At 68.5% G+C, this 24325-nt stretch carries 23 protein-coding genes; 21 read left to right on the top strand and 2 right to left on the bottom strand.

The features are described from left to right. Positions 1-57 precede the first annotated feature (57 nt). Genes aroC through aroB form a run of 3 tightly spaced genes read left to right on the top strand, consistent with a single transcriptional unit; the run spans position 58 to position 2887 of the window. The gene (gene aroC, locus L5G28_RS11155; protein WP_237001923.1) at positions 58-1236 is read left to right on the top strand and encodes a chorismate synthase; all 1179 of its coding nucleotides are present in this window, start codon (positions 58-60) and stop codon (positions 1234-1236) included. A 14-nt stretch (positions 1237-1250) separates the two neighbouring features. Beyond that, positions 1251-1781, top strand: coding sequence for a shikimate kinase (locus tag L5G28_RS11150; RefSeq protein WP_237001617.1), 531 nt, complete (start codon positions 1251-1253; stop codon positions 1779-1781). Beyond that, entirely contained in the window at positions 1778-2887 is a 1110-nt protein-coding gene (gene aroB / locus L5G28_RS11145) for a 3-dehydroquinate synthase (protein ID WP_237001616.1), read from the top strand. The genes L5G28_RS11150 and aroB overlap by 4 nt, the downstream gene beginning before the upstream one ends. A 33-nt stretch (positions 2888-2920) precedes the next feature. On the opposite strand, the gene L5G28_RS11140 is transcribed toward aroB, so the two are convergent. Beyond that, the gene (locus L5G28_RS11140) at positions 2921-3403 is read right to left on the bottom strand and encodes a B-4DMT family transporter (protein WP_236997246.1); all 483 of its coding nucleotides are present in this window, start codon (positions 3401-3403) and stop codon (positions 2921-2923) included. Between the two features lie 48 nt (positions 3404-3451). Here L5G28_RS11140 and L5G28_RS11135 point away from each other — a divergent pair, with 48 nt between their 5' ends. The 10 genes from L5G28_RS11135 (at position 3452) to pyrF (ending at position 14649) form a co-directional block, all read left to right on the top strand. Next, entirely contained in the window at positions 3452-4630 is a 1179-nt protein-coding gene (locus tag L5G28_RS11135; RefSeq protein WP_237001615.1) for an aminopeptidase P family protein, read from the top strand. Between the two features lie 58 nt (positions 4631-4688). Next, positions 4689-5252, top strand: coding sequence for an elongation factor P (gene efp / locus L5G28_RS11130; RefSeq protein WP_237001614.1), 564 nt, complete (start codon positions 4689-4691; stop codon positions 5250-5252). 37 nt (positions 5253-5289) lie between these two features. Beyond that, the gene (nusB, locus tag L5G28_RS11125; RefSeq protein WP_372477212.1) at positions 5290-5739 is read left to right on the top strand and encodes a transcription antitermination factor NusB; all 450 of its coding nucleotides are present in this window, start codon (positions 5290-5292) and stop codon (positions 5737-5739) included. A gap of 62 nt (positions 5740-5801) precedes the next feature. Beyond that, on the top strand, positions 5802-6380 hold the full coding sequence (gene pyrR / locus L5G28_RS11120) for a bifunctional pyr operon transcriptional regulator/uracil phosphoribosyltransferase PyrR (protein ID WP_265744124.1): 579 nt from the start codon (positions 5802-5804) through the stop codon (positions 6378-6380). Continuing rightward, entirely contained in the window at positions 6377-7378 is a 1002-nt protein-coding gene (locus L5G28_RS11115; RefSeq protein WP_237001613.1) for an aspartate carbamoyltransferase catalytic subunit, read from the top strand. The genes pyrR and L5G28_RS11115 overlap by 4 nt, the downstream gene beginning before the upstream one ends. Continuing rightward, positions 7375-8682, top strand: coding sequence for a dihydroorotase (locus tag L5G28_RS11110; RefSeq protein ID WP_237001612.1), 1308 nt, complete (start codon positions 7375-7377; stop codon positions 8680-8682). Before L5G28_RS11115 ends, L5G28_RS11110 begins: the two co-directional genes overlap by 4 nt. Then, complete coding sequence (locus tag L5G28_RS11105; protein ID WP_237001611.1) at positions 8679-9263, top strand: PH-like domain-containing protein; 585 nt, start codon at positions 8679-8681, stop codon at positions 9261-9263. Before L5G28_RS11110 ends, L5G28_RS11105 begins: the two co-directional genes overlap by 4 nt. Beyond that, complete coding sequence (gene carA / locus L5G28_RS11100) at positions 9264-10496, top strand: glutamine-hydrolyzing carbamoyl-phosphate synthase small subunit (RefSeq protein WP_237001610.1); 1233 nt, start codon at positions 9264-9266, stop codon at positions 10494-10496. Continuing rightward, the gene (carB, locus tag L5G28_RS11095; protein ID WP_237001609.1) at positions 10496-13831 is read left to right on the top strand and encodes a carbamoyl-phosphate synthase large subunit; all 3336 of its coding nucleotides are present in this window, start codon (positions 10496-10498) and stop codon (positions 13829-13831) included. Before carA ends, carB begins: the two co-directional genes overlap by 1 nt. Next, complete coding sequence (gene pyrF, locus L5G28_RS11090) at positions 13828-14649, top strand: orotidine-5'-phosphate decarboxylase (protein WP_237001608.1); 822 nt, start codon at positions 13828-13830, stop codon at positions 14647-14649. Before carB ends, pyrF begins: the two co-directional genes overlap by 4 nt. Positions 14650-14681: 32 nt before the next feature. Here the strand turns inward: pyrF and L5G28_RS11085 are convergent, their stop codons facing one another. Further along, positions 14682-15746: an alpha/beta fold hydrolase gene (locus L5G28_RS11085; protein ID WP_237001607.1), complete on the bottom strand. Its 1065-nt coding sequence runs from the start codon at positions 15744-15746 to the stop codon at positions 14682-14684. Between the two features lie 220 nt (positions 15747-15966). Here L5G28_RS11085 and mihF point away from each other — a divergent pair, with 220 nt between their 5' ends. The 8 genes from mihF (at position 15967) to L5G28_RS11045 (ending at position 24215) form a co-directional block, all read left to right on the top strand. Next, the gene (gene mihF, locus L5G28_RS11080; protein WP_132993466.1) at positions 15967-16281 is read left to right on the top strand and encodes an integration host factor, actinobacterial type; all 315 of its coding nucleotides are present in this window, start codon (positions 15967-15969) and stop codon (positions 16279-16281) included. A 2-nt stretch (positions 16282-16283) separates the two neighbouring features. Then, the gene (gene gmk, locus L5G28_RS11075) at positions 16284-16904 is read left to right on the top strand and encodes a guanylate kinase (RefSeq protein ID WP_236997235.1); all 621 of its coding nucleotides are present in this window, start codon (positions 16284-16286) and stop codon (positions 16902-16904) included. Further along, complete coding sequence (gene rpoZ, locus L5G28_RS11070) at positions 16905-17201, top strand: DNA-directed RNA polymerase subunit omega (protein ID WP_236997234.1); 297 nt, start codon at positions 16905-16907, stop codon at positions 17199-17201. An 8-nt stretch (positions 17202-17209) separates the two neighbouring features. Further along, positions 17210-18439, top strand: a complete 1230-nt coding sequence (coaBC, locus tag L5G28_RS11065) for a bifunctional phosphopantothenoylcysteine decarboxylase/phosphopantothenate--cysteine ligase CoaBC (protein ID WP_237001606.1) — start codon at positions 17210-17212, stop codon at positions 18437-18439. A 76-nt stretch (positions 18440-18515) separates the two neighbouring features. Beyond that, entirely contained in the window at positions 18516-19730 is a 1215-nt protein-coding gene (gene metK, locus L5G28_RS11060) for a methionine adenosyltransferase (protein WP_237001605.1), read from the top strand. 65 nt (positions 19731-19795) lie between these two features. Further along, a complete protein-coding gene (locus tag L5G28_RS11055; protein ID WP_237001604.1) occupies positions 19796-21805 on the top strand; it encodes a primosomal protein N' in 2010 nt (669 codons plus the stop codon). 2 nt (positions 21806-21807) lie between these two features. Further along, the gene (gene fmt / locus L5G28_RS11050) at positions 21808-22749 is read left to right on the top strand and encodes a methionyl-tRNA formyltransferase (RefSeq protein ID WP_237001603.1); all 942 of its coding nucleotides are present in this window, start codon (positions 21808-21810) and stop codon (positions 22747-22749) included. Then, entirely contained in the window at positions 22746-24215 is a 1470-nt protein-coding gene (locus L5G28_RS11045) for an RsmB/NOP family class I SAM-dependent RNA methyltransferase (protein ID WP_237001602.1), read from the top strand. Before fmt ends, L5G28_RS11045 begins: the two co-directional genes overlap by 4 nt. Positions 24216-24325 lie beyond the last annotated feature (110 nt).

The raw sequence follows: 24325 nt of genomic DNA, 5'->3' as shown, positions 1-24325 counted from the left end.
TGGGCGAATTCGGTGGTCGGGCCCGACTCTGGAACAATTGACGACGTGCTGCGTTGGATGACTGCCGGAGAATCACATGGACCGGCCCTGGTTGCTCTTGTCGAGGGGATGGTGGCAGGCGTGGAGATCACGTCCGCCGACATCGCCGAACAATTGGCTCGGCGGCGCCTCGGCTACGGCCGCGGTGCGCGGATGAAGTTCGAAGCCGATGAGGTCACCGTGATCGGCGGTGTCCGCCACGGCAAGACCCTCGGCGGGCCGATCGCCGTCGAGATCGGCAACACCGAGTGGCCCAAATGGGAGAAGGTCATGGCGGCCGACCCGGTCGACGAGGACGAACTCGCAGGCAGTGCGCGTAACGCCGCGCTCACCCGGCCACGTCCCGGACACGCCGATTACTCGGGCATGCTCAAGTACGGCTTCGATGACGCCCGCCCGATCCTGGAACGGGCGAGCGCCCGCGAGACGGCGGCCCGCGTCACCGCCGGAACCGTCGCCCGCAACTTCCTCAAGCAGGTGCTCGGCATCGAGATCGTGTCCCACATCGTCGCGATCGGCGACAGCGAACCGTACGCCGGACCCGCACCGCGCCCGGCCGACCTGGACGCGATCGACGCGAGTCCGGTCCGCGCGTTCGGCAAAGACGCCGAGACGTCGATGATCGGCGAGATCGAGGCCGCTAAACGCGACGGCGACACGCTCGGCGGCGTCGTCGAAGTCATCGTGACCGGTGTACCGGTCGGCCTCGGTTCGCATGTGAGCGGCGAGACTCGATTGGATGCGCGCCTGGCCGCAGCACTCATGGGGATCCAGGCCATCAAGGGCGTCGAGGTCGGCGACGGCTTCGAGACCGCACGTCGCCGCGGCAGCCAGGCCCACGACGAGATGGTCGCAGGCGCCGACGGCGTCCTCCGTTCGACCAACCGGGCGGGCGGGCTCGAAGGTGGCATGACCAACGGCGAAGACCTCCGCGTGCGGGCGGCGATGAAGCCGATCTCGACGGTGCCGCGCGCCCTGGCGACCGTGGACATGACCACCGGCGAACCCGCGAGCGCCATCCACCAGCGCAGCGACGTGTGCGCGGTACCCGCCGCAGGCGTCGTCGCCGAGGCGATGGTCGCGCTCGTGGTCGCACAGGCGGCGTTGGAGAAGTTCGGCGGCGACTCGGTCACCGAGACACAGACCAACGCGCATGCCTACCTGGACTCGGTGCACGCGCGCCCGCCGCGCCCGTGACGGACACCGCGCCGATGACCGACCGCACGGTCGTCGACCGCCCGCTCGTCGTCTTGGCCGGATTCATGGGGTCGGGTAAGTCGACCGTCGGCACCGCGCTCGCGGAGCGTCTGTCTGTCGACTTCGTCGACACCGACACCGAGATCGAACGGCGAGCCGGACGAACCATCCCGGAGATCTTCACCGCAGACGGCGAAGACGGATTCCGCGCGATCGAAGCCGACACGGTCCGCGACGTTCTCGCGTCGGCCCGCGGCGTCGTCGCGCTCGGCGGCGGGTCACCGACGGTTGCTGCGATTCGCGACGCCCTCGCAGGCTGTCACGTCGTCTACTTGGAGATCAGCGCCGACGACGGATTCGCGCGCGTCGCCGGGACGAATCGACCGTTGCTCGCCGACGATCGTCCGGACGAGCGCTACCGCACGATCCTCGCGGCGCGCGTCGAGCACTACCGGGGCGTCGCCACCCACATCGTGGACGCCGCCCAGCCGGTGACGACTGTGGTCGCCGACATCATCAGCCGACTTGATCAGGAGAAATCATGACCGAACCGGTCACCGTCGCAGTTCGCGCCGCAGCCCCGTACGACGTCACGATCGGTCGAGGACTGCTCGACGACGTCGCGGCCGCCGCGAAGGGCGCCGACCGCGTCACCATCGTGTATCAGCCGACGCTCGCGCAGACCGCCGAACAGATCCGCGCATATCTCGCCGAGCGGGGCTTCGATGCACACCGGGTCGAGATCCCGGACGCCGAAGCGGGCAAAGACCTGTCGGTCGCGTCGTTCTGCTGGGAGGTGTTCGGGCGCATCGGCATGATGCGCAACGACAAGGTGATCAGTCTTGGCGGCGGCGCAGCCACCGATCTCGCGGGTTTCGCGGCGGCCACCTGGATGCGCGGAATCGGTGTCATCCACGTGCCGACCACACTGCTCGCGATGGTCGACGCCGCAGTCGGCGGCAAGACCGGCATCAACACCGACGCCGGGAAGAACCTGGTGGGCTCCTTCCACGAACCGGACGCCGTCCTGATCGACCTCGCGACGCTGGAGACGGTGCCGCACAACGAGATCGTGTCCGGGCTAGCCGAAGTGATCAAGACCGGCTTCATCGCCGACCCGGTGATCCTCGACCTGATCGAAGCCGACCCGCAGGCGGCCCTCGACCCGAAGGGCGACGTTCTCCCCGAACTGATCCGCCGTTCGGTACAGGTCAAGGCCGACGTAGTCTCCGCAGACCTCAAAGAGTCGGCGCTGCGGGAGATCCTGAACTACGGGCATACGCTCGGGCACGCGATCGAACGTCGTGAACAGTACAAGTGGCGGCATGGAGCGGCCGTGTCGGTCGGCATGGTGTTCGCCGCCGAACTCGCGCGCCTCGCCGGGCGCCTCGACGACGCGACCGCAGACCGCCACCGCACGATCCTGGAGCTCGTCGGACTCCCGACGTCATACGATTCGGACGCGCTGAACGCGCTCCTGAAGACCATGGCGGGCGACAAGAAGAACCGCTCGGGCATGCTGCGCTTCGTCGTGCTCGACGGACTGGCCAAACCGGGACGACTCGAAGCGCCCGACCCGTCGCTCATCGCGGCGGCCTACTCGGCGATCGCGGGCGGGACACAGTCCGGCGGGGGAGCCGTCCTGCTCTGAGCCTCGGCCGCCGAGTAGAGGGGCCGGGGTGGCTCAGGCGGCGACGGGAGTCTGCTCGGTCGGGGCGTCGGCGTTGCGCTCGGCCTTGCGCTGCTCGCGGCGGATGATCAGGCGGCCGATCGACGCGCCGAAGAAGGCCGGGACGAAGACGATGAGGGTGATGAACGACGTGCCCGCGAAGATCTCGACGGCGAACGATGCCTGGCCGATGCCGTTGAACCAGCCTGCGGTGCCGACGATCCAGCTGACCAGGCAGGAGACGAAGCCGGCCAGCAGGCCGGCCTTGAGCCAGCGGACGGTGAGGTCGTCGTAGTCGTCGGGGTCGGCGTGGGCGCGCGCATCGCGGATGCCGTCGATACCGCCCCAGACGATGGCGATGAGGACGACCGCCGCGAGCGCGAGCGACGTCGACAGCGTCTTCGACAACGGTGCGGCGATCACGACGGCACCGAGGATGAAGCGGGCGGCGATCTGCACAATGGACATCAGAACGCCACGGATAAGCCACGAAGTCATGAAGACACAGTAGCCGCCTAGAACATGTTCAACAATGGAGACATACCGATGAGTAATACGAACGCTCGCCGTCGTGCGGCGCTGGCCGGTTCTCCGGCCCTCACTGACGTCGACGCGGTCATCGTGACGGACCTGAACAATGTGCGGTACCTGACGGGCTTCACCGGAAGCAACGGCGCGGCCCTGGTGTGGGTCGCCGAGCCCGCAGACCCCGATCACACGAGCCCCGACCCGACAAGCCCCGACCCGACAAGCCCCGACCTGACAAGCACCGACCCGACAAGCACCGACCGGATCAGTACCGACGGCCGCTACCTCACGCAAGTCGCGGAGCAGAGCGCGGACATGAGGGCGATCATCGCCCGCGACTGCCCGAGCGCTCTGCTGCGGTTCGTCGCCGACCGCGAGCCGGGGGCACGCGTGGCCATCGAAGGGCACGTCGTCACCGTCGCCGCATATGAAGGCCTCACGGAACTCTCCAGCGAACTCGGCGTCCAGCTGGTCCCGGTGGTCGACGCGGTCGAGCGACTCCGCGTCGCGAAGGACTCGAACGAAGTGGAGTTGATCACGTCCGCCTGCGCGCTCGGTGACGCCGCGCTCGCCGACCTGATCGCGCGTGGAGCGATCTCGCCCGGTCGCACCGAGCGACAGGTGGCACGCGACCTCGAGTGGGCGATGTTCGCACTGGGCGCAGACGCTGTCGCGTTCGAGACCATCGTCGCCGCGGGGGCCTGGTCTGCCGTGCCGCACCATCGGCCCACCGATGCCGTTCTGGCCGCAGGTGACCTGGTCAAGATCGATTTCGGCGCCGTCGTCGGCGGCTACCACTCGGATATGACGCGCACCTTCGTGCTCGGCGAGCCGGCCGCGTGGCAGGTGGAGATCTACGACATCGTCGCCGCTGCGCAGCAGGCCGGGCGGGACGCGCTCGCCGTGGGCGCCGAGCTCGCCGCAATCGACGGCGCGGCCCGCACGGTGATTGCCGACGCGGGATACGGCGAGTACTACGTACACGGTCTCGGGCACGGCGTCGGCCTGCAGATCCACGAAGCGCCGGGAATCGGAGCCGCGGCGAGCGGTACACTGCCTGACGGCGCAACGGTCACCGTGGAGCCCGGGATCTACCTCCCGGGGCGCGGTGGCGTGCGGATCGAGGACACCCTGGTGGTCACCGACGGCGGAGCGACGTCCCTGACGACGACGTCCCGCTCGCTGACCGTCCTGTAGACGCGCTCTATACGCCCACCCGGCCGACATGACGACACCAACCACGAGGAGAACACTCATGGCGACGACCGCCGACTTCAAGAACGGCCTCGTTCTGAAGATGGACAACCAGCTCTGGCAGATCATGGAGTTCCAGCACGTCAAGCCGGGCAAGGGGCCTGCCTTCGTGCGAACCAAGATCAAGAACGTCATGTCGGGCAAGAACGTCGACAAGACCTTCAACGCGGGCGTCAAGGTCGAGACTGCGACCGTCGACCGCCGCGACATGACGTTCCTCTACAAGGACGGCGCCGACTTCGTCTTCATGGACGGCGAGACCTTCGAGCAGATCAACATCCTCCCCGAGGTCCTCGGAGACGGTGCGCGCTTCCTCCTCGAGAACATGACCGTCCAGGTGTCGACGCACGAGGGCGAGCCGCTGTCGGTAGACCTGCCCGTCACCGTCGAACTCGAAGTGACCCACACCGATCCCGGCCTGCAGGGCGACCGCTCGACCGGCGGCACCAAGCCCGCGACCCTGGAGACCGGCGCCGAGATCAGCGTCCCGTTGTTCATCAACACCGGTGACAAGCTGAAGATCGACTCGCGCGACGGCAACTACCTCGGCCGCGTCAACAGTTGACGCCCCGTTCGACAACCAGTAGTGACGAGAACCATCAGTGAGTGAAGCGAAGGGCCGCCACCGCATGCGCGGGCGCGCGGTCGACATCCTGTTCGAGGCCGAGGCCAAAGAGGTCCCGGCGCCCCAACTGGTCAAGGAGCGACGCGACTGGTTCGCCGAGCATGACGCCGTCGGCGAGATGACCGGTTACACGGTCACGCTCGTCGAGGGCGTCTCGGCCGACGCCGCGCAGATCGACGCGGTGATCACGTCGCACCTCGAGAACTGGAAGCTGCACCGGCTGCCCGCCGTCGACCGCGCCATTCTGCGGTTGTCGGTGTGGGAGCTGCTGTACTCGAACGAGGTCGACATCAACGTCGTCATCGACGAAGCGGTCAAGCTCGCCAAGGAGCTGTCGACCGACGAGTCGCCCGCGTTCATCAACGGAGTGCTCGGCCGGGTGGCCGAACTCGCACCTCAGGTCCGCGCCGCCGCATCGGCGGAGTAGACTGCTTCATCAAGCGCTAATCCTTTAACGGACCGTCCAGTGAGGCGGGGAAGGAGGTCGGCTTGGTTCCGCCAGTCGATGATGCCCACCACCCGATACCGGGTGATCCACGTGTACTGCTCGACGCGTCAGACGTCGGCCGCACCGTGGCCAGGATGGCACATCAAGTCATCGAGAAGACCGCTCTGGACGAGTCCGGTTCGCGCCGGGTGCTCCTGATCGGGATCCCCACCCGCGGCACGTCGTTGGCGCAGCGGCTGGCCGACAAGATCGCCGAGTTCACCGGGGTCGCCGTGCCGACCGGATACCTCGACATCACCCTGTACCGCGACGATCTGCGCGACAAGCCGCATCGCCCCCTCGAACGCACGCTCGTCCCCGAAGGGGGCGTCGACGGCGCGCTCGTCATCCTCGTCGACGACGTCCTGTTCTCCGGCCGCACCGTGCGCGCTGCGCTCGACGCGTTGCGCGACCTCGGTCGACCGGCCGCCGTCCAACTCGCCGTCCTCGTCGACCGCGGTCACCGCGAACTGCCGCTGCGCGCGGACTACGTCGGCAAGAACATCCCGACGGCCCGCGACGAAGACGTACAGGTGCATCTGCACGAGCACGACGGTCTCGACGAGGTGGTGCTCAGATGAAGCACCTGCTCTCCGCCGCAGACCTGTCGCGCGACGAGGCGATCGACATCCTCGACGAAGCCCAGCGGTTCGAGCAGGCGCTCGCCGGTCGCGAAGTGCGCAAACTTCCGACCCTGCGCGGCCGAACCGTCATGACAGTGTTCTACGAGAACTCGACGCGCACCCGCGTCTCGTTCGAGGTCGCCGCCAAATGGATGAGCGCCGACGCGATCAACGTGAGCGCGTCGACGTCATCGGTGAACAAGGGCGAATCGCTGCGCGACACCGCGAAGACTCTCCGGGCGCTCGGCGCGGATGCCCTCGTCGTCCGGCATCCGGCGTCCGGGGCCGCAGCCCAGATCGCGCGGTGGACCAACGACGGCAGCGACGTCCTCGGCATTCCAGGGTCCACCGGTCCGTCGATCATCAACGCGGGCGACGGCATGCACGAGCATCCGACGCAGGCACTGCTCGACGCCTACACGATCCGGCAGCGACTCGGCGGCCTGGAAGGTCGTCGCGTCGTCATCGTCGGCGACATCCTGCACTCCCGGGTGGCCCGATCCAACGCGCTGCTGTTGTCGACGCTGGGCGCCGACGTCGTCCTGGTGGCGCCGCCCACGCTGCAGCCGACCGGAGTCGACACGTGGCCGGTGCGCGTGGCGACCGACCTCGACGCCGAACTGCCTGCCGCCGACGCGGTCATGATGCTGCGCGTCCAGGCCGAACGCATGAACGGCGGCTTCTTCCCGAGCAGCCGCGAGTACGCGGTGCGTTACGGACTCTCCGACGCCCGCACCGCGATGCTGCGCGACGACGTCGTACTCCTGCACCCGGGCCCGATGCTCCGCGGCATGGAGATCGGCTTCGACGTCGCCGACGCACCCCAGGCCACGGTCCTCGAACAGGTCCGCAACGGCGTGCACGTCCGGATGGCGGTCCTGTTCCGGCTCATCGCTGGCGCTGAGGAAGCCGTCGCCCACCACACCCCAGTCGACCTCGGAGGAGAGAAGTCGTGACCGTCACCGGTTCGGCCCTGATAACCAATGTTCGGCCATACGGTGACGGCGACCCGGTCGACGTCGCAATCGTCGACGGCGTCATCTCCGCGCTTGGCGCGGGCCTCGAGGCCCCCGACGGTGCGGAGAGGATCGACGGAGGCGGCGGCGTCCTGCTCCCCGGATTCGTCGACATGCACACCCACCTGCGTGAACCCGGCCGCGAAGACACCGAGACGGTCGCCTCGGGATCGCTGGCGGCGGCCCGCGGCGGCTACACCGCGGTGTTCGCGATGGCCAACACCGCGCCGGTCGCCGACAACTCGACCGTCACCGACCTGGTCTGGCGCCTCGGGCAGGAGGTCGGCCTCGTCGACATCCACCCGGTCGGCGCCGTGACCGTGGGACTCGCAGGCGAGCAGCTCGCCGAGATGGGCATGATGGCGCAGGGCGCCGCAGGCGTCCGGTTGTTCAGCGACGACGGGAAGTGCGTGCACGACCCGGTCCTGATGAAGCGCGCCCTCGAATACTCGAGAGGGCTCGGCGTCCTGATCTCCCAGCATTCGGAGGATCCGCGGTTGACCGTCGGCGCCGTCGCTCACGACGGACCGACCGCGGCCCGACTCGGTCTCGCCGGCTGGCCGCGCGCCGCCGAGGAATCGATCGTCGCCCGCGACGCGCTCCTCGCCCGGGACGCGGGAGCCCGTGTCCACATCGCCCACGCGTCGACCGCGGGCACCGTCGAGCTCGTCAAGTGGGCGCGCGACCAAGGCATCGACATCACCGCCGAGGTGACACCGCACCACCTTCTGCTCGACGACTCGCGGCTGGAGACCTACGACGGCGTCAACAAGGTGAACCCGCCGTTGCGTGAGGCCAGTGACGTCGCCGCGCTCCGTCAGGGGCTCGCCGACGGCGCGATCGACTGCGTCGCCACCGATCACGCGCCGCACGCGTCACAGGAGAAGTGCTGCGAGTTCTCGCAGGCCCGTCCCGGCATGCTCGGCCTCGAGACGGCGCTGTCGATCATCGTCGACACCATGGTGAACGCCGGGCTGCTCGACTGGCGCGGGGTGGCGCGAGTGATGAGCGAACGTCCCGCCGAGATCGTCGGACTCGACGACCAGGGCCGCCCGATCGCCGTCGGAGAACCTGCGAACCTGACCGTCGTCGACCCCGACGCCGAGTGGACGGTGCGCGGCGCCGCGCTGGCGAGCAAATCGCAGAACACGCCGTACGAGGAGATGACTCTGCCGGGAACGGTGCGGGCGACCCTCTTGCGGGGGCGGGTAACAGCGCGTCGGACGGCGGGTGAGTGGCAGTGAGCAACTGGGCCTATTACCTCATCATCGCGATCGTCGCCATCGCGATCTGGCTGTTCCTGGTCTTGCTCGCGCTGCGCGGCTGGCACAACCGCGGACGACGCCAGGCCGACCTGGTCGGTGACTTCCCCGCGCCGCCTGCCGACCTCGGCGAGCCGGTCCGCGGACCGCACACCGGACTGTACGTCGGCAGCACCCTCGCACCGAGTTGGCAGAACCGCGTCGCCGTCGGCGACAAGGGCGACCGCGCGAGCGCCGAACTCACCGAGTACCACGACGGACTGATGATCACGCGCCACGGAGCGTCGGAGATCTGGATCCCGCGCGAGTCCCTGATCGCGGTCCGCACCGAGAACGGCCTCGCGGGCAAGGCGATGAGCCGCGACGGAGTTCTGGTGATCCGCTGGAGGTTGCCGAGCGGCACCGAGATCGACTCGGGCCTGCGCGGCGACGACAAGACGACGTACCCGGCGTGGGTCGCGGCCTACGCCGAACTGAACGAACGGGCCTTCGCAGCCGTCGAAGCAGCAGACCTCGAGAACGCGAAGAACGAGGCCGGCACCACGAAGAAGAAGGAAGACTAGATGAGCAAGGCAGTACTGGTGCTGGAGAACGGCCAGGTGTTCACCGGGCTGGCGTACGGAGCCACCGGGCAGACGGTCGGTGAAGCCGTGTTCTGCACCGCGATGACCGGATACCAGGAGACGCTGACCGACCCGAGCTACCACCGCCAGATCGTCGTGGCGACCGCACCGCAGATCGGCAACACCGGCTGGAACAGCGAAGACAGCGAAAGCCTGCTCGGCAAGCGCTCGGACGTCCGCTGGGTGCCGGGATCGCCGGAGAGCGGACCGTACAAGACGTGGTCGTCGGACTTCATCGACCGCGACGACCCGGGCAAGATCTGGGCGGCAGGCTATGCCGTCCGAAACCCGACACGCCGCGTCTCCAACTGGCGTGCCGGATCGACTCTCGACGGCGAGCTCGCCGACCAGGGCATCGTCTCGATCGCAGGCATCGACACGCGTGCCCTCGTCCGGATCCTGCGCGACAGCGGATCGATGCGGGCGGGCGTCTTCTCCGGGGATGCGCTGCGCTCCACCGAGGAGATGCTCGACGTGGTCCGCGCCCAGCCGTCGATGGCCGGCGCCGATCTCGCCGCCGAGGTCAGCACCGCTGAGCCGTACATCGTCGAAGCCGCCGGGGGAGAAGCCCGATTCAAGGTCGCGGCCCTGGACATGGGCATCAAAGCCAACACTCCGCGGATGCTCGCCGCGCGCGGCGTCGAGGTCCACGTCTTCCCGTCGACGGCGACGTTCGCCGACATCAAAGCACTGAACCCGGACGGCTTCTTCCTGTCGAACGGTCCGGGCGACCCCGCGACCGCCGACGCCGCCGTCGCGCTCACCAGCGAGATCGTCGACGCGGGCCTCCCCACGTTCGGCATCTGCTTCGGCAACCAGATCCTGGGCCGGGCCTTCGGCCGCGGCACCTACAAGCTCAAGTTCGGTCATCGCGGCATCAACATCCCGGTGCTGGACACGGCGACCGGCCGGATCGCCATCACCTCGCAGAACCACGGTTTCGCGATCGAAGGCGAGGCAGGCGAAGAGTTCGACACCCCGCTCGGGCGGGCCCGTGTCTCGCACGTGTGCGCCAACGACGGTGTCGTCGAAGGCGTCGAACTGCTATCCGGCAGGGCGTTCTCCGTTCAATACCACCCCGAGGCCGCGTCCGGACCGCACGACGCCGCCAACCTCTTCGACAAGTTCGTCCACGTCATGGAGAACCCCGCCCAGGAAGGGAACCTTTCGTAATGCCCCGTCGTACTGACATCTCCCACGTCCTGGTGATCGGCTCCGGCCCGATCGTCATCGGCCAGGCCTGCGAGTTCGACTACTCGGGCACCCAGGCATGCCGCGTCCTCAAGGCCGAAGGCCTGCGGGTGTCGCTGGTCAACTCGAATCCGGCGACGATCATGACCGACCCGGAGTTCGCCGACGCGACCTACGTCGAACCCATCACCGCCGAATACGTCGAGCGGGTCATCGAAGCCGAAGCGGCCGCAGGCCACCCCATCGACGCCGTCCTGGCGACCCTCGGCGGGCAGACGGCCCTCAACACCGCCGTCGCGCTCCACGACCGCGGCTCGCTCGAGAAGTACGGGATCGAGCTGATCGGCGCCGACTTCGACGCCATCCAACGCGGCGAGGACCGCCAGAAGTTCAAGGACATCGTCGCCAAGATCGGCGGCGAGAGCGCCCGGTCCGCGGTCTGCTACACGATGGACGAAGTCCGCAAGACCGTCGACGACCTCGGCTTCCCCGTCGTCGTGCGCCCCTCGTTCACGATGGGCGGTCTCGGCTCCGGCATGGCGTACAACGACGAGGACCTCGACCGCATCGCGGGCGGCGGCCTCGCCGCGTCACCGTCGGCGAACGTGCTCATCGAGGAGTCGATCCTCGGGTGGAAGGAGTACGAGCTGGAACTGATGCGCGACAACATGGACAACGTCGTCGTCATCTGTTCGATCGAGAACGTCGACCCCGTCGGCGTCCACACCGGTGACTCGGTGACCGTCGCCCCGGCGATGACTCTCACCGACCGCGAGTACCAGGTGATGCGCGACCAGTCGATCGCGATCCTCCGCGAGGTCGGCGTCGACACCGGCGGCTGCAACATCCAGTTCGCGCAGAACCCGCGGGACGGACGTCTCATCACCATCGAGATGAATCCGCGTGTGTCGCGGTCGTCGGCTCTCGCGTCGAAGGCGACCGGTTACCCGATCGCGAAGATGGCAGCGAAGCTCGCCATCGGCTACTCGCTGGACGAGATCACCAACGACATCACGAAGGTGACCCCGGCCGCGTTCGAGCCGACCCTCGACTACGTCGTCGTCAAGGCTCCCCGGTTCGCCTTCGAGAAGTTCCCGGGCGCCGACGACACCCTCACCACCACCATGAAGTCGGTCGGTGAGGCGATGAGCCTGGGCCGCAGTTTCGCCGAGGCCTTCGGCAAGGTGATGCGGTCGATGGAGACCAAGGCGGCCGGGTTCTGGACAGAACCGGACCGTCCGGACCCGGCGACGCTCGACGTGGACGCCCTCCTCGCCGACATCGCCGTGCCCCGGAACGGGCGCATGCACAAGCTGATGCTCGCGCTCGAGGCCGGCGTGTCGATCGAGAAGCTGTACGAGGTCACCGCGATCGACCCGTGGTTCCTCGCCGAGATCGACGGGATTCGCGAGGTTGGCCACCAGGTGCGTGACGCCGACGTCCTCGACGAGGAGTTGCTGCGCATCGCCAAGTCGACCGGTCTGTCGGACCGCCAGATCGCCGCGCTCCGCAGCGATCTCGTCGACGAGGACGCTGCCCGCGAACTCCGCGTCGGCCTGGGCGTCCGACCGGTCTACAAGACCGTCGACACGTGTGCCGCCGAGTTCGAGGCGAAGACGCCGTACCACTACAGCGCCTACGAGATCGATCCCGCGGCGACGAGCGAAGTCGCCCCGCAGACCGAGCGCCCCAAGGTGCTGATCCTCGGATCGGGACCGAACCGCATCGGCCAGGGCATCGAGTTCGATTACTCGTGTGTGCACGCCGCGCTCACCCTGAGTGAAGCCGGCTACGAGACCGTGATGGTGAACTGCAACCCGGAGACGGTCTCCACCGACTACGACACTGCGGATCGCCTGTACTTCGAGCCGCTCACCTTCGAGGACGTCATGGAGGTCGTTCACGCGGAGAGCGAGTCGGGCACCGTCGCGGGCGTCATCGTGCAGTTGGGCGGGCAGACGCCGTTGGGTCTGGCCGCTCGCCTGGAAGCCGCGGGCGTCCCCATCGTCGGCACCAGCCCGGAAGCCATCGACCTCGCCGAGGACCGTGGCGAGTTCGGCCGCGTGCTCACCGAGGCGGGGCTGCCCGCACCGAAGTTCGGCACCGCGACGACGTTCGACGGTGCGCGGGAGATCGCCGCAGGCATCGGTTACCCGGTGCTCGTGCGCCCCTCCTACGTACTCGGCGGCCGCGGTATGGAGATCGTGTACGACGAGCAGGCACTCGCCGACTACATCTCCCGCGCCACGGAGATCTCCGACGACCGCCCGGTGCTCGTCGACCGATTCCTCGAAGGCGCGGTCGAGATCGACGTCGACGCACTTTACGACGGCAGCGACATCTTCATCGGCGGCATCATGGAGCACATCGAGGAGGCCGGCATCCACTCCGGCGACTCCGCGTGTGTGCTGCCGCCGATCACGTTGGGCGCCAACGTCATCGAGCGCGTCCGCGACTCGACCGAGGCGCTCGCGAAGGGGATCGGCGTCCGCGGCCTGCTCAACGTCCAGTACGCACTGGCCGACGACGTCCTCTACGTCCTCGAAGCGAACCCACGTGCCAGCCGGACCGTGCCGTTCGTGTCGAAGGCGACCGCGGTGCCGCTCGCGAAGGCCTGTGCGCGCGTCATGCTGGGCCGCACGATCGCCGAGCTGCGCACCGAGGGCATCCTGCCCGCGACCGGCGACGGGTCGTCGACGCCGGCGCATGCTCCGGTCGCCGTCAAGGAGGCCGTGCTGCCGTTCAACCGGTTCCGTCGCGCGGACGGCTCGGGCGTCGACTCGCTGCTGAGCCCGGAGATGAAGTCGACCGGTGAGGTCATGGGCATCGACGCCGACTTCGGCCGGGCTTTCGCGAAGTCGCAGGAGGGAGCCGGCGGCGCGCTGCCGACGTCGGGCACCGTCTTCGTGTCCGTCGCCGACCGCGACAAGGCGTCCATCCAATTCCCGATCAAGCGGCTGGCCGACCTCGGCTTCTCCGTCATGGCGACAGCCGGGACGGCAGATATGCTGCGCCGTAACGGGATCGACGTGACGACGGTGGCCAAGGCCGCGGACGCTGCGGAGGGAACGACCACGGTGATCGACGAGATCAAGGCAGGCAACGTCGACATGATCATCAACACGCCGTACGGCACGTCGGGCCCCCGCGTCGACGGCTACGAGATTCGGGCGGCGGCCATCGGCGCCACCGTCCCGTGCATCACGACGGTGTCGGGCGCGAGTGCCGCGGTGCAAGGCATCGATGCGGCGATCGGCGCGACGATGGGAGTCGCGTCCCTGCAACGTCGCCACGCGGAACTCCAGGGTCGAGCGTGAGCTTCGGCGTCCGCTACGCGGAGGCGGTCGCTGCGCGCGGCCGCCTCTGCGCGGGGATCGATCCACACGCCGCACTCCTGACCGAGTGGGGCCTGCCGGTCTCGGTGGACGGCTTGCGTGTATTCGCACAGTCCTGCGTCGCGGGGATCGCACCGGTCGCAGCCGTGGTGAAACCGCAGGTCGCGTTCTTCGAACAGTTCGGGTCGGCGGGGTTCGCCGTCCTGGAGGAGACGATCGCCGGATGCCGCGCAGCGGGCGCCATCGTGCTCGCCGACGCGAAACGCGGTGACATCGGGTCGACGATGGCCGCCTACACGACGGCGTGGCTCGATGACGCGTCCCGATTGTGCAGTGACGCCGTCACAGTGTCGCCGTATCTCGGGTTCGGCTCCCTCGACCCGACGGTTGCCGCCGCACGTGCCTCCGATCGCGGTCTGTTCGTGCTGGCGCGTACGTCCAATCCCGACGGCGAAGCCCTGCAGAACGCGTCGGTGGTCGACGGCGGGACTGTCGCACAGGCGATCGTGGACGCGGCCGCCTCGGTCAACGCCGAGAGTTCGGGCACCGTCGGAGTGGTCGTCGGTGCGACGCGTGAACACGGACTCGACTTGAGTGCCCTCGGCGGTCCGATCCTGTCACCGGGGCTCGGCGCTCAGGGGGCGACCGCTGCGGATCTCGCCCGCATCTTCGACGGCGCCGACGTCACCTGGCTCCTGCCCGCCGCCAGCCGCAGCATCCTGCGGTCCGGTCCCGACGTCGCCGGTCTCCGTGCCGCCGTCGAATCGACCAGAGACGAGGTCGAGAAGGCGCTGAGGTAGGGCCGCAGGGAGATTACTGTGCAGGGAGACTACTAGGCGAGCGAGGTCACCAGGGACTCGCGGAACGCTGCGATCGCCGGCCATGTGTGCGCCTGCGCGTCGGCCCCGGTCAACAGACCGAGGTGGCTGGATTCGACAGTGTGGAACTCGACGTGCGACGACGAGGTCAGAAGCTTCTCACCGTAGCGGGCCGCGGCATGACTGACGATCGCGTCGCGGTGCGAACCGACGAGGAACACCGGCGCCGAGATCGCCCGCAGGTCGACGGTGTGGCCGCCGAGGTGCAGCACACCTTCACCGACCTCGTTGCGCACCACCAGATTCACCAGCATCTGCTCGCTCAGCTTCCCCGAGTAGCCGGGCATCGCATCCTGAAAACGATCGATCACCTGCATGCGGACCAGAGCATCGTGATCGTCGAGACTGTCGAGAATGTACTTCGGCTTGCGGAGTTCGCGCTGCCACGCCGTCGCACGATACGACAGCTGGACGAGGGGAGCGGGAATGCCGCCGAGCGCCTTCAACACGTAGTCGATCGGCTTCCCGTCGGTCGGTGCGAGCACCGAGCGGACCGCGGCGTACATCGGCATCTTCGAGTAGTTCAACGGCGTGCCGACCGTGATGATCGACCGGATCGGAAGATCGCGGCGATGCGCAGCCGTCAACAACGACAACGTGCCGCCGAGACTCCAACCGAGAAGATCGACAGCATCCGAACCGGCCCGGAAATCGCCGATCGCGTCCGCGATCGCACGCGGAACGAAGCCGTCGAAGTAGTCCTCGAAACCGAGTCGACGCGCCGCGTGACCGAAATCGACGACGTACGGAATGGTCCCCGTCGACAACAGGAACTCGACGACCGAGTTCGCCGGATCGACGCCCGGAGCCAGGTCATAACACGATGCCGGAACCGCTAACGGCGGCACGAGAACGACGGGAACCGCACCTGCTTCACGGGCCGCGTCGAACTGGCCGCGGGTCCCATACCTGCGAAGACGTCCGTGCGGGCGGTCACTGACGGTCACCGATTCGGTCGCGGTCCGGGGAGCGTAGTCGTCTCGCAGAACGCGGGCGAGTGTACGCAGGTCGCTGAGCATGGACGCACACGGTACTACCAGAGGAGTTTCTGCGGCGCGCCCGGGGTGGAGGGTGCGAAGTGCCGGTGGCAGCGGGTACCGTTTGTGCTGGTCTCGGCGGCGAGCGTTACGATCGCCGAAGTACGTGAAGTCCTGATGGGCCTCACGACGAAACCACCGACCGATGTTGATAGCGTCGATCGGACCAACTGAACCCGCAGAAACGAAAGACGGAGGAACCGTGGCTCTTCCCCAGTTGACTGACGAGCAGCGCGCTGCTGCGCTCGAGAAGGCGGCTGCAGCCCGCCGCGTGCGTGCCGAGCTCAAGGAACGCCTCAAGCGTGGCGGCACGGACCTCAAGCAGGTCCTGGCCGACGCCGAGAACGACGAGATCCTCGGCAAGATGAAGGTTTCGGCTCTGCTCGAAGCCCTGCCCAAGGTCGGCAAGGTCAAGGCGCAGGAGATCATGACCGAGCTGGAGATCGCTCCGACCCGCCGTCTGCGCGGACTCGGCGATCGTCAGCGCAAGGCACTGCTCGAGAAGTTCAGCTCCTGAGCGTGCCCGATACGAACACCCGTCCGAGGGGCCGACTAGTAGTTCTGGTCGGCCCCTCGGCCGTCGGGAAGTCCACGGTCGTCCGCCGCCTCCGTGAGGAACTCCCCGATCTGCACTTCAGTGTGTCGGCGACGACGCGCGATCCGCGCCCCGGTGAGGTCGACGGCCGTGATTACCGCTTCGTCACCCGCGATGCGTTCGACGCGATGATCGACGCGGGCGACATGCTCGAATGGGCAGACATCCACGGTGGGCTCCAGCGGTCCGGGACGCCCGCGGCACCCGTCGAGGCGGCCCTGGCCGACGGTCGTCCGGTGCTCATCGAGGTCGACCTCGTCGGCGCGCGCAACGTGCGCGAGCATCTCGCCGAGGCGATCACGGTGTTCCTGGCGCCGCCGAGCTGGGACGAACTCGTCTCCCGGCTGACGGGGCGGGGCACCGAGAGCAGCGACGCCATCGAGCGTCGCCTGGAGACCGCGCGCGTCGAAATGGCGGCGCAAGACGAGTTCGGACACGTCGTGGTGAACGACGATGTCGACGAAACCGTCGAAAGATTGCTAAACTTGCTGGTCGGGCCGCGGGCGGAAACGCGGTCGGCCGAACAAACTGCGCAGGAGATGTGAGTGACCACTCAGACCGAGATCGATCAGACTGTCGTCGATGAGCCCGTGTACGACACCCCGCTGGGTATCACGAACCCGCCGATCGACGAACTGCTCGAGCGCACGTCGTCGAAGTACGCGCTGGTCATCTATGCCGCCAAGCGTGCACGCCAGATCAACGACTACTACAACCAGCTCGCCGAGGGCATCCTCGAATATGTCGGCCCCCTCGTGGAGCCGGGCGTCCAGGAGAAGCCGCTCTCCATCGCGATGCGCGAGATCCACTCCGATCTGCTCGAGCACACCGAAGGCGAGTAGGCCGACCGGTGTCGCACGTCCTCATCGGGGTCGGCGGGGGGATAGCCGCCTACAAGGTGTGCAGTGTGATTCGTCACTTCACCGAGGCTGGACACGATGTTCGGGTGGTCCCGACGCGGTCCGCGTTGAACTTCGTCGGAGCGGCGACGTTCGAAGCCCTCTCGGGTAACCCCGTCAGCACCGAAGTGTTCGACGATGTCGACGAGGTGGCGCACGTCGCGCTCGGTCGACGAGCGGACCTCGTGGTGATCGCGCCCGCGACGGCCGACCTGATGGCTCGCGCCGTCGCAGGCCGGGCAGACGATCTCCTGACCGCGTCGCTGTTGACCGCGACCTGTCCCGTGCTGTTCGTCCCCGCGATGCACACCGAGATGTGGCAGCACCCGGCGACCGCGGCGAACGTCGCGACCCTCCGCGAGCGCGGAAACACGGTGATGACGCCGGCGAGCGGTCGACTCACGGGCACGGACACCGGTGCGGGGCGGATGCCCGAGCCGAGCGAGATCGGACTGCTCGGCGAGCTCCTCCTCGACCGGCCCGAAGCGCTTCCATACGACCTCGCAGGCCGGCGCATCCTGGTGAGTGCCGGCGGGACCCGTGAACCACTCGACCCGGTCCGCTATCTGGGCAACCACAGTTCCGGTAAGCAGGGGTACGCGCTCGCGCGTGCGGCCGCCCAGCGCGGAGCGCAGGTGACGCTCGTGGCGGGCGCCACCAGCGATCCCGGCGAGCCTGCGGCGGTGGACATCGTCCACATCGAATCGGCGCGCGAACTCGAGCACGAGATGTCCCGGCGCGCCCGCGAAGCCGACGTCGTCATCATGGCGGCGGCCGTCGCGGACTTCCGCCCCGTCGACGTCGCCGGATCGAAAATCAAGAAGGGCGACGACGGCCCCGCGCCCATCCGACTCGACACCAATCCCGACATCCTCGCCGGACTCGTCCGCGCGCGCGATGCGGGCGACATCGCCCGCGACACGGTGATCGTCGGCTTCGCCGCCGAGACCGGCGACGCCGACGGAGGCGTCCTCGACCACGGTCGAGCCAAGCTCCGTCGCAAAGGCTGTGACCTGCTGGTGGTCAATGCGGTCGGCGACGGCAAAGCGTTCGGCACCGAAGACAACGCGGGCTGGATTCTCACCGTCGACGGCAACGAGACGGCCCTTCCGTTCGGGTCGAAGACATTGATGGCGAGCAGAATCCTTGACGAAGTAGCCGTCATCGTGCCTCATAGTTAGGCACACAGCACCGCTTTGTTCTGATTTGAAGTCAGCAGGGGATGACCCCTGTGATTGAGCACCCCGAGAGGAACCGATGACCGCCTCAGCGTCCCGACTGTTCACCAGCGAATCTGTGACGGAGGGACACCCCGACAAGATTTGCGACGCGATCAGCGACGCGGTGCTCGACGCACTGCTCGCCGTCGACCCCAATGCGAAGGTCGCGGTCGAGACGCTGGTCACCACCGGACAGGTGCATGTGGCAGGCGAAGTCAACACGATCGCCTACGTCGACATCCCGACGATCGTGCGCGAGAAGATCCTCGAGATCGGCTACGACTCGTCCACCAAGGGCTTCGACGGCGCGTCGTGCGGCGTGAACGTGGCCATCGGTGCCCAGTCGCCGGAGATCGCGCAGGGGCTCACCGACTCGCACGAGAAGCGCACCGGCGGCGGCGGCGATGACCTGGACCATCAGGGCGCGGGCGACCAGGGACTGATGTTCGGGTTCGCGACGGCCGAGACCCCCGAGCTGATGCCGCTGCCCATCGCGTTGGCGCACCGACTCTCCCGCCGTCTCACCGAGGTCCGCAAGACCGGCGTCCTGCCGTACCTGCGGCCCGACGGCAAGACTCAGGTGACGATCGAGTACGCAGGCGACACCCCTGTCCGTCTCGACACCGTCGTCGTATCGACCCAGCACGCCGCCGACATCGACATCGACAACATGCTCGCCCCGGACATCCGCAACCACGTCCTGCAGCCGGTGTTCGACGAACTCGAGCTGCCCGTCGCGCTCGACACCAGCAGCCCGCGACTGCTCGTCAACCCGACCGGCAGCTTCGTGCTCGGCGGGCCGATGGGCGACGCCGGCCTGACCGGCCGAAAAATCATCGTCGACACCTACGGCGGGATGGCCCGCCACGGCGGCGGCGCGTTCTCCGGCAAGGACCCGTCGAAGGTCGACCGCAGCGCAGCCTACGCGATGCGGTGGGTCGCCAAGAACGCCGTCGCTGCAGGTCTGGCCACACGCATCGAGGTCCAGGTCGCGTACGCGATCGGCAAAGCCGCACCGGTCGGCCTGTTCGTCGAAGCGTTCGGCACCGAGACAGTCGACGCCGGCACCATCCAGAAGGCGATCTCGGAGGTCTTCGACCTGCGTCCGGGCGCGATCGTGCGCGATCTCGAACTGCTGCAGCCGATTTACGCTCCGACTGCCGCCTACGGGCACTTCGGCCGTACCGACATCGACCTGCCGTGGGAGCGCACCGACCGCGTCGACGAGCTCCGTCGGGCCGCTGGGCTCTGAGGGGTTTCGACTCCGCTCGACCAGCGAAGGCTGGTTCGAAACCGGTGCGGTGAGGTCAGAACGGCGTGAGTGAGACGAAGGACCGCAATCGGCGGTTGCCCGCACCGGTGCGGCCCGTGGCTCGGGTGCTCCCGATCTTGAGCCTCGCCCACCTGGATCGGCCGTTCGACTACCTCGTCGACGAGAAGACCGACGCCGACGCTCAGCCGGGTGTTCGAGTTCGCGTCCGCTTCTCGGGCCGCCTCGTCGACGGCTTCCTGCTCGAACGGCGCGAGTCGAGCGATCACGGCGGGCAGCTCGCGTGGCTCGATCGCGTCGTATCACCCGAACGCGTGCTGACCGATGATGTCGCCGGCGTGTGCCGGGCCGTCGCCCAGCGCTATGCGGGCACTGTTCCCGACGTGCTCCGCCTGGCGGTTCCGCCCCGGCACGCACGCGTCGAGAAGGAAGCGGTCTGCGCGGGTCCTGTGCCGCCCGTCCAGGCGCCCGACCTCGCCGGCTGGTCGCCGTACACGGCGGGGGAGTCGTTCATCCGCGCAACGGTCGACGGCAGGCATCCTCGCGCGGTGTGGCAGGTACTTCCCGGCGACGACTGGGCCCAGCGGATCGCCGAACTCGTGACCGCCGTCGCAGCGTCCGGGAAAGGTGCGATCGTCGTGGTCCCGGATCAGCGCGACCTCGATCGGCTCGGCACCGCGTGCGAACCGCTGCTCGGTGACCGCTGCGTGATGTTGGCGGCCGGCCTCGGTCCGACCGCTCGCTATCGACGGTGGCTGTCGGTGCTGCGCGGGCAAGGGTGTGTGGTGATCGGCACCCGCAGCGCGATGTTCGCGCCCGTCGCCGACCTCGCATTGACGGTCGTGTTCGACGACGGCGACTCAAGCCTCCAAGAACCGCGCACACCGTACCCGCATCCCCGTGAGGTCGCCGTACTCCGAGCACACGCGGCAGACGCGGCGCTGCTCATCGGCGGATACGCGCGTACCGCCGAGGCTCAGGCGCTCGTCGAATCCGGGTGGGCGCACGACCTCGTCGCCCCGCGTGAGACGGTCCGCGCCGCTGCCCCGCGAATCGAGGGCGTCGCCGACGACGACCGACGACTCGGCGGCGACCCGCTCGCCAGGTCGGCGCGCATCCCGTCGACGGCGTTCGACGCGGCACGCACGTCACTCGCTGCCGGATCCGCGGTGCTGTTCAGCGTGCCACGACGCGGCTACCTGCCGTCCGTGGCATGCGCGCGGTGCCGCGCCCACGCGCGATGCCGCCAGTGCGGGGGGCCGCTGTCGATGAACGATCGCGGCGACATGTCGTGCCGATGGTGCGGTCGCCCGGAACTCCGCTTCGTCTGTCCCGCTTGCGGTGGAAAAGCGGTGCGCGCGTTGATGATCGGCGACAAGCGGACCGCCGAGGAACTGGGGCGGGCGTTCCCCGGAGTCCCGGTGGTCACCTCGGGCGGCGACAAGATCGTCGACGAGATCCCGGCAGGCCCGCGCGTGGTCGTCGCGACGCCCGGCGCCGCGCCGCGAGCACCGGGCGGCTACGGCTCGGCGATCCTGCTCGACACCTGGGCGCAGCTCGACCGGGAAGACCTGCGGGCGGGGGAGGACGCTATCCGCATGTGGATGAGTGTGGCATCACTGGTTCGCGCCAAAGGCGACGGCGGCCGCGTCGTGATCGTCGCCGACGCAGCCGGTCCCGCCGTGCAGGCGTTGATCTCGTGGAACCCCGTCGGATTCGCGGCCGCGGACCTCGCCCAGCGGGACGAGCTCGGCTTTCCGCCCGCGGTCACGATGGCCTCGGTGGACGGTCCGGGGCCGGCCATCACCGCCTTCGTCGAGATGCTCGACCTGCCGGCCGGTGCGGAGACCCTCGGCCCGGTCCCGCTCCCGGCAGGTGCCCGCAGACCAGCCGGGATGGACGCCGACGGCGACGTCGAACGTCTGCTCCTGCGTGCCCCGCGCAGCGTCGGACGTCAACTGGCCGATGCACTACGCGCGGGGCAGACCGTGCGCCACGCACGGCACGACGACACCGCGGGCATCCGCGTCCAGATCGACCCGCCTACGATTGGGTGATTATGAGACTGGTCTTCGCGGGCACACCCGACGTCGCGGTGCCGACGCTGCGTGCACTGATCGATACGCCCGACCACGATGTCGTAGGAGTGATCACACGTCCCGACACCACCGCGGGCCGCGGACGACGCGTGGTCCGCTCGGACGTTGGATCCGTCGCTGACGCGGCGGGCATCGACGTCCTGACGCCGCGCCGCATGTCTGATCCCGAGGTGGCGCAGGCCTTGGCCCGGTGGGCGCCGGACCTCGGCGTCGTGGTCGCGTACGGCGGGCTGATCCCGCAGGACATGCTCGACCTGCTGCCGCACGGCTGGATCAACCTCCATTTCTCGATCCTGCCCGCGTGGCGTGGCGCGGCGCCGGTCCAAGCGTCGATAGCCGCCGGCGACGAGGTCACCGGCGCGAGCGTCTTCGCCCTCGAAGCGGGGCTCGACACCGGGCCCGTGTACGGCACACTGACCGAGCCGATCCGGCCGACGGACACCGCAGGCGATCTGCTCGGGCGACTCGCCGAATCCGGCTCCGGGCTGACCAAGGCCGTCGTCGACGGCATCACGGCGGGCGAACTCGCCGCGGTGCCGCAGGGCGTCGACGGGATCTCCCATGCCGCCAAGATCACGGTCGACGACGCACGCGTCCGATGGGATCTGCCGTCGCACCTGGTGGATCGCGCGATCCGCGCGCACACGCCCGCCCCCGGCGCGTGGACGGCGCTCGGGGACACTCGACTCAAACTCGGTGCGGTGACGTCTGCCGACGACGACCCGGCGGTCCCCGGACCGCTCACCGTCGGGCAACTCGGCGTGACCAAAAAGGCCGTGTTCGTCGGCACCGGGACCGGCGCGGTCCGACTCAGTACCGTGCAGGCGCCAGGCAAGAAGGCGATGAACGCGGCCGACTGGGCGCGCGGCACACGAATCGACGAGAACGGACGGCTCGCATGACACAGGGCGGACAGGGAGTTCAGGGCGGACGGGGAGTTCAGGGCGGACGGGGATCTGGACGCGGCAAGAGCAGGGACCCCAAGAGCAGGGACCCCAAGACCAGGGATAAGGCCACCGACCCCGCGCGTCGCGTCGCCCTCGACGTTCTCCGCGCAGTCCGACGCGACGACGCGTACGCGAACCTTCTGTTGCCGCGCCTCCTGCGCGAACGCGGCCTCGATCGGCGCGACAAAGCGCTGGCCACCGAACTGACCTACGGGACCGCGCGCACCGCCGGTCTGCTCGACCTGATCATCGCCTCCGCTGCCGGCCGCGCGATCTCCGAGATCGACGGCGACCTGCTCGACGTACTCCGTCTCGGCTCGTATCAACTGCTCCGCACCCGGATCGGCTCGCATGCCGCCGTGTCGACGTCCGTCGACCTCGTCCGCGCCGAACACGGCATGGGGCAGGCCGGATTCGTGAACGCGGTGCTCCGCAAGGTGTCCCAACGCGACGAGCAGATGTGGATCGACGTCGTCGCACCGTCGATGGCCGACGACATCGTCGGTCATCTCGCGGTCACGTATGCGCATCCGCGGTGGATCGCCGAGGTGTTCGCCGAGTCCCTCGGGTCGATCGGCGAACTGCAGGCCGCACTCGCCGCCGACGACCAACGACCGATCGTCCACCTCGTGGCGCGCCCCGGGCAGATCACCGCAGAAGAGTTGGCGCTGATCAGCGGCGGCGAGGAGGGACGGCTGTCGCCGTACTGCGTCTACCTGCCCGAAGGCGACCCGGGATCGCTGGACGCCGTTCGCGACGGGTTCGCCGGGGTGCAGGACGAGGGCAGTCAACTCGTCGCACTCGCGCTCACCCGCGCAGACGTCGGAGAGGACGCGGGCCGGTGGCTGGACCTGTGCGCCGGGCCGGGTGGCAAAGCCGCGCTCCTGGGCTCGCTCGCCGACCTCGACGGCGCAGGACTCGACGCCGTCGAAGTGTCCGAGCACCGCGCCAAGCTCATCGAGAACATCGTCGACGGACTCCCCGTCACCGTGCACATCGCCGACGGTCGCGACAGCGGCCTGGAGCCCGGCTTCGACCGGATCCTCGTCGACGCGCCGTGTTCGGGCCTCGGATCGCTTCGCCGACGGCCGGAGGCACGATGGCGACGCACGCCCGAGGAAGTCCCCGAACTCGTCGAACTGCAGACCCAACTGCTCACCGAGGCGATGCGGCTGGTGCGACCGGGCGGCGTCGTCGTGTACTCGACGTGCTCACCGCATCCGGCCGAGACGACCGGCGTCGTGGCCGCAGTCCTCGACGCGGTCGACGGCGCCGAGCAACTCGACGCACGGCCGCTCGTCGCGGGCGACGCGGTCGAACCCGCGAGTCTCGGCTCCGGACCGCACGTCCAGCTGTGGCCGCACCGTCAGGACACCGACGCGATGTTCATGGCGGTGCTCCGCAAGCCGGTCACACACTGACAGTGATGTAGCGAGACTGGGATGTAGCGAGACTGGGATGTCACGGCACTGGGATGCCGCGGCACTGGGATGTCACGGTGCTGGGGTGCCACTCGGTGCTGGGATGTCGC

Origin of the sequence: Gordonia liuliyuniae (assembly GCF_021739025.1) — a bacterium.
Taxonomy (GTDB): domain Bacteria; phylum Actinomycetota; class Actinomycetes; order Mycobacteriales; family Mycobacteriaceae; genus Gordonia; species Gordonia liuliyuniae.
Note: the sequence above shows the minus strand (reverse complement) of the source record. Positions and strands in the feature narration are given on the sequence as shown.